The sequence below is a fragment of the Vibrio splendidus genome (assembly GCF_002873455.1).
GTDB classification, from domain to species: domain Bacteria; phylum Pseudomonadota; class Gammaproteobacteria; order Enterobacterales; family Vibrionaceae; genus Vibrio; species Vibrio splendidus_J.
The window spans coordinates 13,642-28,098 of the sequence record NZ_MCUN01000019.1; the positions used below are offsets into that span (position 1 = coordinate 13,642).

Annotated in this window: 18 protein-coding genes and 3 pseudogenes; 17 read left to right on the forward strand and 4 right to left on the reverse strand. The window is 39.7% G+C overall.

All coding sequences use genetic code 11. The features are described from left to right. The first annotated feature begins 171 nt into the window (after positions 1-171). The 3 genes from BCU75_RS16095 to BCU75_RS16105 all read left to right on the forward strand — a co-directional run bounded on the left by BCU75_RS16095 (position 172) and on the right by BCU75_RS16105 (position 3,676). On the forward strand, positions 172-591 hold the full coding sequence (locus BCU75_RS16095) for an Hsp20 family protein (protein WP_017091829.1): 420 nt from the start codon (positions 172-174) through the stop codon (positions 589-591). Positions 592-769: 178 nt separating this feature from the next. Beyond that, positions 770-2,659, forward strand: a complete 1,890-nt coding sequence (gene dnaK / locus BCU75_RS16100) for a molecular chaperone DnaK (RefSeq protein WP_102258078.1) — start codon at positions 770-772, stop codon at positions 2,657-2,659. A 141-nt stretch (positions 2,660-2,800) separates the two neighbouring features. Next, positions 2,801-3,676 (forward strand): DnaJ C-terminal domain-containing protein, encoded by an 876-nt coding sequence (locus tag BCU75_RS16105; RefSeq protein ID WP_102466499.1) that lies wholly within the window; start codon positions 2,801-2,803, stop codon positions 3,674-3,676. Positions 3,677-3,899: 223 nt separating this feature from the next. Here BCU75_RS16105 and BCU75_RS24850 read toward each other — a convergent pair. Then, positions 3,900-4,532: pseudogene (locus BCU75_RS24850) on the reverse strand (DDE-type integrase/transposase/recombinase); the annotation flags it as partial. A gap of 543 nt (positions 4,533-5,075) precedes the next feature. On the opposite strand from BCU75_RS24850, the gene BCU75_RS16120 reads away from it, so the two are divergent. The 12 genes and pseudogenes from BCU75_RS16120 (at position 5,076) to BCU75_RS16170 (ending at position 11,127) form a co-directional block, all read left to right on the forward strand. Next, a complete protein-coding gene (locus tag BCU75_RS16120) occupies positions 5,076-5,576 on the forward strand; it encodes a hypothetical protein (RefSeq protein WP_102466501.1) in 501 nt (166 codons plus the stop codon). 145 nt (positions 5,577-5,721) lie between these two features. Continuing rightward, entirely contained in the window at positions 5,722-5,949 is a 228-nt protein-coding gene (locus tag BCU75_RS24610; protein WP_241904473.1) for a hypothetical protein, read from the forward strand. A 15-nt stretch (positions 5,950-5,964) separates the two neighbouring features. Further along, the gene (locus BCU75_RS24615) at positions 5,965-6,393 is read left to right on the forward strand and encodes a tyrosine-type recombinase/integrase (protein ID WP_277868920.1); all 429 of its coding nucleotides are present in this window, start codon (positions 5,965-5,967) and stop codon (positions 6,391-6,393) included. 79 nt (positions 6,394-6,472) lie between these two features. After that, positions 6,473-6,727 (forward strand): AbrB/MazE/SpoVT family DNA-binding domain-containing protein, encoded by a 255-nt coding sequence (locus BCU75_RS16130; protein ID WP_017098243.1) that lies wholly within the window; start codon positions 6,473-6,475, stop codon positions 6,725-6,727. Beyond that, positions 6,727-7,080: a type II toxin-antitoxin system PemK/MazF family toxin gene (locus BCU75_RS16135; protein WP_017098244.1), complete on the forward strand. Its 354-nt coding sequence runs from the start codon at positions 6,727-6,729 to the stop codon at positions 7,078-7,080. The genes BCU75_RS16130 and BCU75_RS16135 overlap by 1 nt, the downstream gene beginning before the upstream one ends. A gap of 13 nt (positions 7,081-7,093) precedes the next feature. Further along, positions 7,094-7,321 (forward strand): hypothetical protein, encoded by a 228-nt coding sequence (locus tag BCU75_RS16140; protein ID WP_017098247.1) that lies wholly within the window; start codon positions 7,094-7,096, stop codon positions 7,319-7,321. After that, positions 7,322-7,624 carry a LysR substrate-binding domain-containing protein gene (locus BCU75_RS16145; protein WP_261382753.1) on the forward strand — a complete coding sequence of 101 codons (303 nt, stop codon included), beginning with the start codon at positions 7,322-7,324 and terminating at the stop codon, positions 7,622-7,624. It abuts the gene before it with no gap. A 723-nt stretch (positions 7,625-8,347) separates the two neighbouring features. After that, positions 8,348-8,560, forward strand: coding sequence for a transcription antiterminator/RNA stability regulator CspE (gene cspE, locus BCU75_RS16150; protein WP_076649063.1), 213 nt, complete (start codon positions 8,348-8,350; stop codon positions 8,558-8,560). A 313-nt stretch (positions 8,561-8,873) separates the two neighbouring features. Beyond that, a complete protein-coding gene (locus BCU75_RS16155; protein ID WP_076678507.1) occupies positions 8,874-9,083 on the forward strand; it encodes a hypothetical protein in 210 nt (69 codons plus the stop codon). A 532-nt stretch (positions 9,084-9,615) separates the two neighbouring features. Continuing rightward, positions 9,616-9,828: a cold-shock protein gene (locus tag BCU75_RS16160; RefSeq protein WP_076678506.1), complete on the forward strand. Its 213-nt coding sequence runs from the start codon at positions 9,616-9,618 to the stop codon at positions 9,826-9,828. 157 nt (positions 9,829-9,985) lie between these two features. Then, positions 9,986-10,192 (forward strand): hypothetical protein, encoded by a 207-nt coding sequence (locus BCU75_RS16165; protein WP_076678505.1) that lies wholly within the window; start codon positions 9,986-9,988, stop codon positions 10,190-10,192. A gap of 261 nt (positions 10,193-10,453) precedes the next feature. Continuing rightward, positions 10,454-11,127 (forward strand): annotated as a pseudogene (locus BCU75_RS16170) (IS6 family transposase). A 229-nt stretch (positions 11,128-11,356) separates the two neighbouring features. Here the strand turns inward: BCU75_RS16170 and BCU75_RS16180 are convergent. The 3 genes from BCU75_RS16180 to BCU75_RS16190 form a co-directional block, all read right to left on the reverse strand. After that, complete coding sequence (locus BCU75_RS16180) at positions 11,357-11,845, reverse strand: Hsp20 family protein (RefSeq protein ID WP_017098606.1); 489 nt, start codon at positions 11,843-11,845, stop codon at positions 11,357-11,359. Between the two features lie 693 nt (positions 11,846-12,538). Continuing rightward, entirely contained in the window at positions 12,539-12,841 is a 303-nt protein-coding gene (locus BCU75_RS16185) for a type II toxin-antitoxin system RelE/ParE family toxin (RefSeq protein WP_076678503.1), read from the reverse strand. After that, a complete protein-coding gene (locus BCU75_RS16190) occupies positions 12,841-13,101 on the reverse strand; it encodes a type II toxin-antitoxin system Phd/YefM family antitoxin (protein ID WP_016799688.1) in 261 nt (86 codons plus the stop codon). Before BCU75_RS16190 ends, BCU75_RS16185 begins: the two co-directional genes overlap by 1 nt. 215 nt (positions 13,102-13,316) lie before the next feature. On the opposite strand from BCU75_RS16190, the gene BCU75_RS16195 reads away from it, so the two are divergent. Together BCU75_RS16195 and BCU75_RS24620 are read left to right on the forward strand one after the other, a co-directional pair. Further along, positions 13,317-13,871: a recombinase family protein gene (locus tag BCU75_RS16195; protein ID WP_016799687.1), complete on the forward strand. Its 555-nt coding sequence runs from the start codon at positions 13,317-13,319 to the stop codon at positions 13,869-13,871. 184 nt (positions 13,872-14,055) lie between these two features. Next, positions 14,056-14,325: pseudogene (locus tag BCU75_RS24620) on the forward strand (hypothetical protein). Positions 14,326-14,457 lie beyond the last annotated feature (132 nt).

Here is a 14,457-nt window from a genome sequence, read left to right on the forward strand (position 1 = left end):
CAATTGTAATCAAGGAACGTTGACGTTGTAGTATGCGACATTAGCGAGTTCCTTAAACCTGTTAACACCTGGAACATATGTCTTACGGCGCCTACGTGGTGCAATAGAGTCTGTCTCCGGTCTTGGTGTACTAAACACTAAGAACTATTGCTTATTTATGAGGATAGTATTATGCGTAATGTAGATTTTTCTCCGCTATACCGTCATGCCATTGGTTTTGAACGTCTATTTAACCTAGCGGAGAGTAGCACGAATAAGCCATCTTGTAATGGCTACCCTCCATACAACATCGAGCAGAAAGACGAAAACAACTATCGTATTACGATGGCTGTAGCTGGTTTTTCTGAAGATGCACTAACTCTTACCCAGAACGAAAATATGTTAATCGTTTCCGGTGAAGTTCAGCCTGTAGAAACTAAACCTAATTACCTTTATCAAGGGATCGCAGAGCGTAACTTTGAACGTAAATTCCAGATGGCTGACTACGTAACCGTTAAAGCAGCGAGTATGGGAAATGGTTTACTGCACGTAGACCTCGTCCGTGAAGTCCCAGAAGCAATGCAACCCCGTCAGATCTCAATCCACAAATAATGACTGGGGAAACAGGATCGGATAAGGTGATTTTAGTATTCGATTTTACTAACCTTGTCTAAAAATATTGCTGTTTATCACCACTAGAGTGCAAGACTTAAACGCTTGTACTCATATAGAAGAATAGAATTACATATTTTGCATTAGAAAAAATAATTTTAATAAGAGAGGTCTTATTATGAGTAAAATTATCGGTATTGACTTAGGGACAACAAATTCATGTGTTGCCGTACTTGACGGCGACAAACCTCGCGTACTAGAAAATACTGAAGGCGAACGCACAACAGCCTCGGTAATCGCATACACTGAAGGTGAGACGCTAGTTGGTCAACCTGCGAAGCGTCAAGCGGTTACTAACCCTCAAAACACCCTATTCGCTATCAAGCGTCTAATCGGTCGTCGTTTTGAAGATGAAGAAGTTCAACGCGATATCGAAATCATGCCTTTCAACATTGTTAAGGCTGACAACGGTGATGCCTGGGTTGAAGCGCAAGGCCAAAAAATGGCTGCTCCTCAAGTATCTGCTGAAGTTCTTAAGAAAATGAAGAAAACAGCTGAAGACTTCCTAGGCGAAGAAGTAACTGGCGCAGTTGTTACTGTTCCTGCTTACTTCAACGATGCTCAGCGTCAAGCAACGAAAGATGCTGGTCGTATCGCAGGCCTAGATGTTAAACGGATCATCAACGAACCAACTGCTGCTGCTCTAGCTTACGGTCTAGACAAGCAAGGTGGTGATCGCACTATCGCTGTATACGACCTTGGTGGTGGTACATTCGATATCTCTATCATCGAAATTGATGAAGTAGAAGGTGAGAAAACTTTCGAAGTTCTTTCAACTAACGGTGATACTCACCTTGGTGGTGAAGATTTCGATAACCGCATGATTAACTACCTAGTAGATGAGTTCAAAAAAGAGCAAGGTATCGACCTTAAAACTGATCCACTAGCAATGCAGCGTGTTAAAGAAGCAGCAGAAAAGGCGAAAATCGAGCTTTCTTCTACTACTCAAACTGACGTAAACCTACCTTACGTTACGGCTGATGCGAATGGCCCTAAGCACATGAACATCAAAGTGACTCGAGCGAAGCTTGAGTCTCTAGTTGAAGACCTAGTTCAACGTTCTCTTGAGCCACTAAAAGTAGCTCTTGCAGATGCTGCCCTATCTGTAGGCGAAATCACTGACGTTATCTTAGTGGGTGGTCAAACTCGTATGCCTATGGTTCAAGCTAAAGTAACTGAATTCTTCGGTAAAGAGCCACGTAAAGACGTGAACCCTGACGAAGCTGTTGCAATGGGTGCTGCTGTTCAAGGTGCAGTGCTAGCTGGTGACGTTAAAGATGTTTTACTACTTGACGTTACTCCTCTCTCTTTCGGTATCGAAACGATGGGCGGGGTAATGGCTAAGCTTATCGAGAAAAACACAACTATCCCGACTAAAGCGGTGCAAGTGTTCTCTACAGCTGAAGACAACCAAAGCGCAGTAACTATCCACGTTCTTCAAGGTGAACGAAAGCAAGCGACTTACAACAAGTCTCTTGGTCAGTTCAACCTAGAAGGTATCCAACCAGCTCCACGTGGCATGCCACAAATCGAAGTAACATTCGACCTAGACGCGGATGGGATCCTGAACGTATCTGCTAAAGATAAAGCAACAGGTAAAGAGCAAAAGATCACGATACAAGCATCAGGTGGTTTGTCTGAGGAAGAGATCGAAGCAATGGTACAAGAGGCAGAAGCTAACAAAGAAACGGACAAGAAGTTCGAAGAGCTAGTCATTGCACGTAACCAAGCTGACCAAATGATTCACGGTACTAAGAAGCAAGTAGAAGAAGCGGGTGAAGCTCTACCTGCAGACGAGAAAGTTAAAATCGAAGCGGTTATCGAAGCTCTAGAATTAGCTAAGTCTGGTGACGAAAAAGAAGTGATCGACGCTAAAGTTCAAGAACTTATGCAAGCAGCTCAAAAGCTAATGGAAATTACTCAACAGAAAGCACAAGCACAGCAAGCTGATGAACAACCTAAGCAGGACGACGATGTTGTTGATGCTGAGTTTGAAGAAATGAAGTAACGCCACTGACGGATAATTGCTTTCGAGCTGTTAAACGTTGAGTTATGTATCATGGAGACGTGAACTTATTGGTATTCAGGGCGTAAGAGGTCACTCATACGCCCTTTTTTGTTTGAATGAGAAATTGAGTGAGTTTTTAGCATGTCAAAACGAGATTATTACAGCGTGCTAGGTGTATCTAAGGGAGCCTCGGAGAAAGAGATTAAAAAAGCCTACAAGAAGTTGGCGGTGAAGTATCACCCCGATAAAAATCCCGGAGATGCGACAGCAGAAGCGAATTTCAAAGAAGTAAAAGATGCTTATGAAATTTTAACAGACAAAGAAAAGCGCATTCAGTATGACCAATTTTGTCATACTGAATCTGAGAATCGTGGTTTTGGTGATCACAGTGGGTTCGAAGACTTCTTTAGTGATGCCTTCCGCCAACGTGGCGGCGGCTTTGGTGGAGGGTTTGAGGATCTCTTCTCACAAACTCGTGGTGGACACGGGCGCCCACGCGGACAAAAAGGTCAAGATCACCAATATACGCTTACTGTAGACTTTATTGATGTGGTTCAAGGGGCTGAAAAAACGGTCGAATTGCTAATCAATGGTAAACAGAAAAAAATCAAAGTTAAGATCCCTTCGGGTATTAAAGATGGTGAAAAGATACGTTACTCCGGTAAAGGTGGTTTAGGCGTTAATGGTGGTCCTTCGGGGGATTTATTATTCATTATTGCAACCAGACCACATGGGTTTCTAGACCGCGATGGTAATGACATTATTTGTCACACCAAAGTTGATATGGTTACTGCGGCTTTAGGGGGGGAAGTTACGGTGAATGTGTTAGACAGTCGCTTTAAACTCAAAATTCCAGCGGGTACTCAAACAGGGCGCAAATTCAAGATGACGGGGAAAGGCGTGACAAGTCGTAAAGGTGAAGCGGGCGATCTATTGGTGGAGGTTCAAGTTGAAATACCCAAAAATCTAACCGATGCACAACGTGAGTTGTTAGAACAATTTGGAGCAACGCTTTAGTCATTTAAAGTAAAATGAACAAAACCAGCTCTAGAGCCAAAGCCGTATAATGTGGGGTTGTATCGCAAAATTATGATGAAGTATAAGTGTACTGGTTTTTAGATGTAATTAGGCTGCTAGTGCGTAAAATTGCTCCCAAGCAGATAAGCCTTCAGGATTATCGAGCTGTCCGTTTTTAATTATCGACCACAGTTCCACGCCTGCCTGGGTGGAACTGGCTCTCTCATACAAATTCCCCCCCTAAACACTGATGTATTTTACCTTTCACTTTCCGGTGACTTTGCTCAACTATATTGTTCAGATATTTAACTTGAAATACTTCAATCAAGTTGAGTCTCTTCTCCGTCAGCCAGAGTTGAACATAGATGTTATGCAGCGCTAACGCGTTGGTACCACTCTTATCGATAACCACTTTTTCTGATAAACCATTATAGCCGATTGCCTTGGTAAAGAAGGCGCGAGCCGCTTTCTCATCATGGCGATCGCAGAGTAAAAAATCAATGACATGGCCGTTCGCTTCTCCCACGACACCAGGAAATGGACTGTTTGTTTGAGGATGTAGGGGGGCCAAGTTCTTCACTCTTGTCCCGCGCAAGTTTATTGCTTGGCAGTAACCTGCTTGGTAAACCATTTTGTGCAATGGCCTTATTCAGAAAGGCTTTGGCAGCTGCCTCATCACGGTTCGGGCTAAGGTAGTAATCGATCACGTTTCCAAATTTATCGACGGATCGATAGTGGCGTGATCTACAACAACTCGACGCTCAAGCTGTATCTCTTCAATTTCACGATAACTGAGTTTATAGGCGAGATAATAACGTACGGTTTCAAGAACAACTTCAGAAGGAAAGTGACAGCCTTACACATTAAGAATCAGTTTCATGAGTAGAAATCAAGCAAACCTTAACTTAAATCCTCAAAGTTTGCGACAGAACCTAAATTAGTCACCGTACGGTGCTTCTTTCTTGGATTGTATTATCGATCATATGTTAAATTGACAAAATTAGGCTGGCTTTTGCGCGGTAGGGGACGACTCTAGCTACAACCGCTCGAAAGTCAGCCATTTCTCTTTCCATACCCTAGAGTTTTCTCCTGAAAGTTAATTACAGAATTTAGTTAAATGTTAACGGGTTGTGATGTGTTTTGGTTTCGCTTGATTTTTTGATCCTAAACCTCAAAATGATCAGTTTTCTCTAAATTAGTAATACTGACGCCGCTTCGCTCTGTCGGCTTCATACTGACTCTACATGCAAGTATATAGCAGCCAGCATGAACCATATATAAACAAGAACATATTGAAATTATTGATTAATTCAACATTAATCAATTGGTGAGGATGTTTATTGTGTCGTGATGTGATTCTTATTATACTGGTTAGATATCCAGTAAAAAAGGACTATTTATGAAAAAAATGTTACTTGCGGTGGGAATATCATCAGCGCTATTGGGCTGTACGAACACTGCAACGCCCCCCCCTATTACCAATCATATTGAGATTGGGACAAAGGCAGGGGCACACAGTGTTATTGTGTTAAATTTTAACAATGCTGAAGCGATGTCTGAGTATCAAACCTACGATGTGTATTTATATTTATCTCAGTTGCCGGAAAGTAAGGGGTTTGAGATTTGCAATTTTGAATATGACAATTGTGGTAGTCAGTACTCCGCCTGGCAACATGTATTACGTCCCGAGCAAAATGGCATTTGGCTTAGTTATGATTTCAAGTTTCCTTTGAGCTTAACGCAAAAATACGATGTGAATTTAGCTAATATTCAAACGATAGCTAATCAGGCGTTTTTAGAATGGGATAAGGCAGAAAGTCTTTATACCAAAGAAGTTTCTATGTCAGGTAAAACAGTTCAAATCGAGTCTTTAACAGCAACAGCCCATCAATTACCTTAACCACTCCAGTATGTAGTATCGTGATCAGTTGATTTCGATACTACGGAACGTTTTCCCCCAAAGCCAGTAATTCCGTGTGATACCATGAACAACACGCTCTAATCTGCTTGTGTGTGTATTTCTGACTCTAAGAGGAAAATACACAATGACTAAAGCTAGAGCCAAAGCAAAAAGCCTTACCCCGTCACAAATCCGCAAGTTACTTGTTCGATGCCAACTAATGCAAAACCCTGAGCTAAAGCGTGTGGTTTTGGCCTTGTCTTTTTCGACTTTGCGAGTCTCTGAACTCGCCCAACTCACAGTTGATGATGTACTGATGCCTACTGGCAAAATTAAAGAAGAGATCTACCTTAGAGCTTCACTGTGTAAATGAAGAAAGCCCCGTTCTATCTGGTTAAGTAAATTAGCCAAACAAATGATCCAAGAGTGGGTTGATTACCGAAAGTCACACAATTGGGCGACCACTTTTAACAACACTTATCAGGGGCTAAACCCGCTAAGTAAACTTGTGTTGAACAATCGTGCACGTAGCTACTCGATGAAGCGTAAAACTAGAATAAATCAGGCAGGTGAACAGGTTGATTATCAGGCTTGTGATGTACTGGAGTTGATGATCAGGAATATCTATCAGCGGAGCGGATTAAAAGGCTGTAGTAGCCACACAGGGCGTAGAAGTTACGGTTCGAACATGAATGCTCAAGGGATTGAGTTAAACGCAATACAAAGAGCATTAGGCCATGCTGAACCGTCAATGAGTTTGGAGTACATCGACATTTCAACGAACCAATTATCTAAAGCGGCTGAACTAGCATTGTAGTTATAACAATGTTGACACCAAGATTAAAATATATACAATCACTATTGTTATAACAATGTACACACATAGAGGTTGAGATATGCGCACTCAAGTACGAAAAATTGGCAATAGTCTTGGCAACATAATTCCTGCTACGTTCATTCGTCAGCTTGGTTTGGTTGAAGGGGCTGATATTGAGGTTAAAGCCGATGGTAAAAAAATCACTATCGAACCAATCAAACGCCCGAAGAAACGCTTTCCGTTCAGCGAAAAAGAACTTCTGAACGGCTTAGATGCTCATACGGCACATGCTGACGAATTAGCGGTTGTTTCTGGTAAGGAGTTAGGCGAGTAATGGCTCAGTACATCCCTAAACGTAATGACATTATCTGGTTAGATTTTGAACCCGTGAAAGGCAAGGAGATCGGCAAATACCGTCCTGCTCTTGTCCTTTCAAGTAAAGAATATAATCAGCAAACGGGGTTACTTATCTGTTGTCCGATTAGTACCAGTATTCGAGGTCAAGCTACCGAGGTTCCGGTAATGAATTTGGATAAACCTAGTGTCGTGGCATCAAGTTTGATTCAAACACTCTCTTGGAAAGACCGTAACGCGAAGAAGATAACCACCGCTGAAAACGGTGTGATGGAAGATGTTTTACTAAGACTTATCCCGTTGATTGGGGCTGAGTCTCTGTTTGAAGAATAAACGAGGGAATAATATGCAGTATGAAACAGATCCAAAAGGTTTGTCATGGCCTATCAAACCTTCACTTATCATTGATGATATTGCCGCTGGAATAGTGAATATTTCCTTATCACCAGAAGTTCCGTTATCCACTTTTTCACTTAAGCAATCTTTCGAAAATATGACGTTCAAGGGTGAAGCTAAAGAAAAATGGATCGAGGTGCTTCGCGATATTGCTGACGAACTGGAAAAGCAGGGGTAAATCGTTAATCAAACTACCGATGAAGTATTTAGCAATGACCTACAGTTCCAATTCTCTTCAAATGATGTGTTACTTGTAAGAGACGCTGTCGTCCATGGTTTAGGTATTGCGTGGATTCCGACCTATTATTTTCATGAACTAAACCATGATCAACAAAACCTTTTGCCTCTATTACCCGATTGGCGGGGCTTCGGTAAAGAAGTTTTCATTATGTACAGAGATCGTGACAAGCGGCCGTCAAGAGTTGATGCATTTATTGAACATGTTTTTATCTGGAAGAGCCGTTTTAATATGTTCGCTTAAGATGGGCTTGAATTCGCGAATTGACCTTGAAGCACAGAGGATAATTCCCTAGTAGTAGTTGGTCACTTGAGTAAAATGAATGGCTCGTTTCAAGCATTATCCAGCTTATAGATTTATCTGCTCCAAAGTAAATGTTCAGGTGTTTGATATACTATTTCTAATCAGATAAATGCCAATTAGGGTAATCAATCTAAATTATTTTTGTCCAACAGTTTCTTACGCGAAGCTGTATAGCTCCAATAAGCTCTGGAAACAACGCTCAGGTTGGCGAGGCTTACGCCATGATCAAAGCGTTAAACAAGCTTACAGGGTTAGGTATGCCTAAAACTTGTCGTATTGACGAAGAAACACACAAAGCGGGTCAAATTTGTCTCTCCCCTGAATTACGATACAAAGCCTTCATCAATTGTGGTTCTCTCACCTTCTGAATTGATGAAGGACGAATAGTAAAAAACGTATTATGTAGGGTAGCTGAAAAACGTATTATTCGATTAATCTTAAATTAGACCTTTACAAAGGAGAGGTAATGGGCAATAATGGCGTTGCTCTGTTGTTCAGAGTTATTAAATGAAACATCCAGTTGTAAAAGTAAAACCCTCAGAATTCCTTCGTTATTGTTGTTTTCCTCAGTGTTTCCCTTAGCTTCGTAGATACATTAAATAATTCCAGCTCTCAGCGCATCGCATTTCGCGATTAATTTTTATTTTATATAAGGGACACAATATGTCTAACAAAACAAATGGCGTAGTAAAGTGGTTTAACGAAGAGAAAGGTTTTGGCTTTTTAACTCAAAACAACGGCGGTGCTGACGTCTTCGTTCACTTCCGTGCAATCGCTTCTGAAGGTTTCAAAACTCTTAACGAAGGTCAAGCAGTGTCTTTCGAAGTAGAGCAAGGCCAAAAAGGTCTTCAAGCTGCAAACGTTGTAGCTGCATAAGATTTAAATAAGCGTGAGCGGAAATACCGCTTGCGCTACTTTCCTCATATTAAAGTACTTATTTATAACACCCCACGAAAATATCCAACATTATCCCAATACTTTTTGTATTTGTCGTTACGTTTCTTATTTACTTCGTTTATTATAAATATTATTAATATACTCCAATGGTAGTGTTTATAACATACTGCTAGCTTCGTTATATCTAACGAAAATAAATAAGGTTCAACCATGTCTCGAACAACAGGCCGTAAACTTTTTTGGTTTCAACAACAAAAGAAAAAAACAACGATAAATAAGAAATAGGAATAGTATGAAGATCACATTTAATCTATTTAGAGATAACCTTTCTTGGGATAGGATTATTCACCAACTTAATGGTGATGTTTTAAGGCGACACGTTTTAGTGAGCGGAAACGTGGATGATATGAATGTGAAGTTTTCATATTGCGAAGCGACTTTAACAGGCAGTATTACTGATCAACATGATTGCGTACTTGGTAATTTTAGTGTTTTGGCTTAACTAACAACCTCATCGAAAGCATAAGCTCATAATTAATCTTACTAATAATTGATACACTGTTGTCCGACTGAGTCCTAGCTCTTTGCTGATTGTGTGTTTGATATATAACTTCCTAAACGCTCCCTGATTTCATTGTGAACCGGCAATATATTTTGGTCCGCACATACAAAGCTAAACAGGTTTCTATACCTATAGTTCTCCATTATTTTTCAATCTTGAAAATTCACTGGACCAGCTTTGTCCAAAAATTATTCAGCATCGAGTTGACTAATTATTTTTGTGTCTTAAAATATTTACATGAATATTCACTAAAATAATCCTTTACATATAATAAATAAAATACAATAATGTCCTCGCTCTGCTGTTCAGAGTTATTAAATGAAACATCAGTTGTAAAAGTAAAACCCTCAGAATTCCTTCGTTATTGTTGTTGTCCTCAGTGTTTCCCTTAGCTTCATAGATACATTAAATAATTCAAGCTCCCAGCGCGTCGCAATTTCAGCGATTAATTTTATTATATAAGGGACAATCTATGTCTAATAAAACAACTGGTTCTGTAAAATGGTTTAACGAAACTAAAGGCTTTGGCTTTTTGACTCAAGATAATGGTGGTGATGACGTATTTGTACACTTCAACGCCATTGTTTCAGAAGGCTTCAAGACTCTAATTGAAGGTCAAAAGGTTTTTTTCAATGTAGAGCAAGGTCAGAAAGGCCTTCAAGCAGCAGATGTTGTTGTTGCTTAACTGATATTTAAATAGAGGTGCTTGACACCACCTCTAGACTCTTACCCCCTCAAAATAGCCAATCAATGTTTTTCCTCTGTAAAAGATATATTTTTCACGATCTTATTTTTTGGACAAACGATTAATAAAATAAAATAAAATAAACTAGAAGATAATTATGCCAACATTTAATATTAAGTATATCAACGAGAAAAATAACACATTAAAATTAGAAACTGTCTTTATGCGTGGTTTAAAAGGCGCAAAAATATCAGCATCTTCTTGTGCGCCATTTTGTACAAATAGAATTGAACTTAGAAATATTCTTGGAACACTATTAGCATATAAAGAGAACGGGATTTGGCTTAATGATGCCAGCGTGTAAATTATAACCAAATAGACTCCAATGAATGTATTAAAAGTAAATATAACCTATATTATTAATTAAAAGTATTCAAACCGTATCCCTTTTAAATTCCTATTTAATTCTCATATCTTAACGTCTGTATCGTAATCAGAATGTACTGTGTTTCTACTGACTTGCATCATCAATACTGGATGCCAGGTTAAGATATTTGGTTCTGTCGTAAACTTTGAGTCTTTAAGTTAATATTTTCTTGATTTCTATTCATGATACTGATTCTTAATGTTTGAAGGCTGCCACTTTCCCTCTGAAGTTATTCTCGAAACCGCACGTTATTATTTCGCCTATAAACTCAGTTATCGTGAAATTGAAGAGATTCAATTAGAGCGCGGAGTTGTTGTGGAGCACGCCACTATTAATCGTTAGGTAATCAAATTCACTCCAGCATTAGAGCACAGAGCGAGGCGTAGAAAGAAGCCCGTGTCTGACTCGTGGCGAATGGATGAAAAGTAAAAGGTAAGTGGGCCTACTACTACCGAGCCATTGATAAATTTGGAAAGGTGATCGATTATTATCTTAGTCCGAACCGTAATGAGCCTGCTGCTAAAGCCTTTCTTAATAAGGCCATTGCACAAAATGGTTTACCAAGAAAAGTCGTCATAGATGGAAGTAAGAGTAACTATGCGGCCATTGACTCTATGAATGTTCAGCTCTGGTTAACCGGTTACTTTATGCTCCCACTGGTAGAAATTGATAACATAAAATATCTGAATAATATCGTTGAGCAGAGTCACCTTTGGGTGAAGCAGAAAACGCGTCAAGCACTAGGTTGGAAGTCTATGAAAGGAGCCTTGGCAAGTTTGTATGGACGAGAAGTTTGGACGATGTTGAAACAAGAGCAGATAGATGTTGAAGGTCAGACAGTCTTTGAACGATTTTACGCACTCGCAGTATAATTGTATCTTCAGGGGGGCTATCACGCCTCTAACTCTCGAAAAATATAATTCTTACTCATTTTGCGATACTTAAATGATAGAACCTCTAAACACAAGAGGTCGCACTTTATTGATAAGATATGCAGTATTGAACATAAGCAGGCATAGTGTGAACCCAGATTTAGATACAAGAACGGCTCCCAATTAGGAACCGTTCCCCTTTCAAAAATGATAATGTGCTTTCACACTATCATTCTCCTTTAGCAGCTTTATTATCTTTGGTGCTTGTCTCTTCAGCCTTATGCTCTAATACATCACAGTTTTTATTGATAGTGATAGACTTAGGCTTCATAGCTTCAGGTATCTCTTTCACCAGAGTAATAGTTAACAATCCGTTAGAAAGATCTGCATCCGTAACTTCAACATAATCAGCTAAGTTGAACTTACGTTCGAATGTACGATTGGCGATACCCTGATACAGATATTTATTTTCTTTATCAGCACATTTTTGCCCACGTACACTTAGCACGCTCTTTTCTACTTGAATATCAAGCTCTTCCTGAGTAAATCCGGCTACGGCCAGGGTGATGGCATAGCGATTCTCTTTTAGAACTTCAATGTTATATGGTGGGTAACCGTTGATAGCAGTTTCACTGGTCATGGCATGATCAATTAATGATGCTAGACGGTCAAACCCAACACTACTACGGTATAGTGGAGATAGGTCAATTGAGCTCATAATATATCCTCCATAAGAAGCAATACAAAATAAAAACAAGAGTGATGAAAAGGCCTCTTGATAAGACAACCTTTTCAAGGTTTTTATAGTGTTTACGAACAATTATTTCAATAGTTTTTATATAGCAATTTCTTATTGAATTAGTTTTTTTATATGAAATTGTTATATCCTATCTATAATGACGAGACAAAAATAGTTCATAATTAGACGGTCTCTCTACTCTCTGATGGGCAATATTCCACGATATGAATTACGCGGGTGGCATGGGGTCGCGATCGGTTGGTTGAGTTAGAAATGAAAAAAAGGCAGACTTTCAGTCTGCCTTTTTTGAGTCACAAGAGATTACTATCAAATCAAATGGAAGGTGATTTATGAATGTGACTCTATGTTTATGTGCGGGTTATGTTTGAAAAATCAATATCCATGTGGTGATTTATTTAACGTAATGGTACTTAATCCGCATCAGAGCCTAACCTTTTGGCTTGTGTGATTTTACTCATCGCACTAGATCTTCACAACTAACCTTGCCGTAGCTGTAGTTATCGTTGGCTTCCTAATCTAGCAAAGGCGTTAGCACGTTTTTTTCCAAATATCATTTAGCCTCGTTCTTACTCAGTAGGCTTTACTCCTTAATCATTGTTGCAATGATTAAGGATCTCTATTTAGTGAATGTCCATTAGGGTATTAATTATATTAAGAGAGTTGTGAAAAGTGCTTAGCCGGAGACATGTGCTTACCAAGAACGGCTGTAATAATTATGTGCTCTTGTTTCTGGATGTAATAAATCACATGGCGCTTTAAAGGAAAACGGAAGTAGTTTTGGTCCACCTCAGAAACTTCTATGCCGAGCAACTTGTTGCTCGCCAGTAATTCCATTGATTGCTTTAGTTCTGAAAAGTAAGTAGTCCATTGTGCTTGCCCCCATCGCTCTAATGTATAGCGACGAATCTCAATCAGATCAGATTGCGCTGCAGAAGAAAGCTTATAGTGCGTCATTAATCAAACTTACCTTGGTTAAGTGCATTCATGAAATCGTCACCGTCGACTAGTTTATCTGATAGAGCATCGGCTTCTGCTTGTTCGAAGCGTGATTTCACCACCATCAATTTCAGTGCTTCAAGTTGTTCATATTCTTCACACGACATCATCACCGCAACGGGTGAACCATTCTTATTAATTTGTATAGGTTCACGTTGAACTTTCATTAGTAAGTCACCAAATTTGGTTTTAGCTGTATTCGCAGTAAGTGATTGCATAATATTCCCCTTTTCGCTCATTATAAACGAATCGAACGATTTAACCAATTTGTATGATTCTGTGATTGGAGGTAATCTAATGAGGTGTCCATAAAGGTGTAACTTTATGGACATTGCTCACAATCATCGAATAACTGTTCAGTTAGTCTTTATAATTTAAAGTGAACATGTACACTTGTGTATCAGTATCTTTAAGTTCACTTTTAGGCCATTTTATGAAAATTGGTTATGCTCGTGTTAGCACCCAAGACCAAACGCTCGATGTTCAACTTGAACAACTTAAACGTCTTGGTTGTGACAAAATTTACCAAGAGCAAGCGAGCGGTAAATCCTCTGATAGAGAACAGCTTAACCTGTTGCTGGATTTTGCAAGGGAGGGAGATGTTATTCATGTTACCAAAGTCGACCGTATTGCTCGAAATACCATCGATGCTTTGCAAATTGCCGATCAACTAGCGCAAAAGAAAGCGGGTTTGGTGTTTCATGACTTGGGGGATTTAGATATCAATAGCGATGTAGGTAGAGTCATTTACACGACCATATCAGCGTTTGCTGAAATGGAAAGAAAACGAATATTACAGCGTTGTAATGAAGGCAGAGAGCGTGCTCGCTCTGAAGGAAGGCATCTTGGCCGATTTCCTAATAAGATGCTTCATACACGTATTCAAGAGCTTGCAGGCCAAGGGATGAACAAGCATGCGATCAGTAAAGAGTTAGAGTGCAGTAGGACTACGGTCTATAAGGTTCTAGGAAAAAATATCTCTCTTTAGAATCGCGAATAAAGCTGTTCTTTAAATGAGTAAAGAGCTGACTGACGTTGCTTCGCTCTGTCGGCTTCATACTGACTCTACATGCAAGCATATAGCAGCCAGCACGAACCTATCCCTTGATGAAATAAATAAATTTTCAGAATTTTAATTTAATTATTGTTGCAATGATTAAGAGGCAGAGAGAATGAAAAAAGCAAGAATGAGCCAGGTTCAGAAAGAGGTCTTAAGATGTTTGGCCAAGGCGTTCATCAAAGGAATAAAATAAGGTAAGTCAACCGTCATCAACTTGGCCGTCAATCAAGTGCTTGGTAGAGATATTCACCCAAACAACTTCCGAGTTTCATGTAAAGATCTTGAAGAGTGCGGACTGGTCATGCGCAAAAAAGTGGAGCTAGATTGGTATATCAATATAACGCCTGAGGGGTTTGATAAGGCACTCACTTGGCTTGATTAAACGATGCTTCTGAAACTTATTTTTGTCGGATAGAAGGCACCTGTTACCAGGTGCCACCCTCCTCAGAACCGTACGTGCAACTTTCACTGCACACTAACAAGAATACAAGCAATCACCTTTACATTGTGGAGT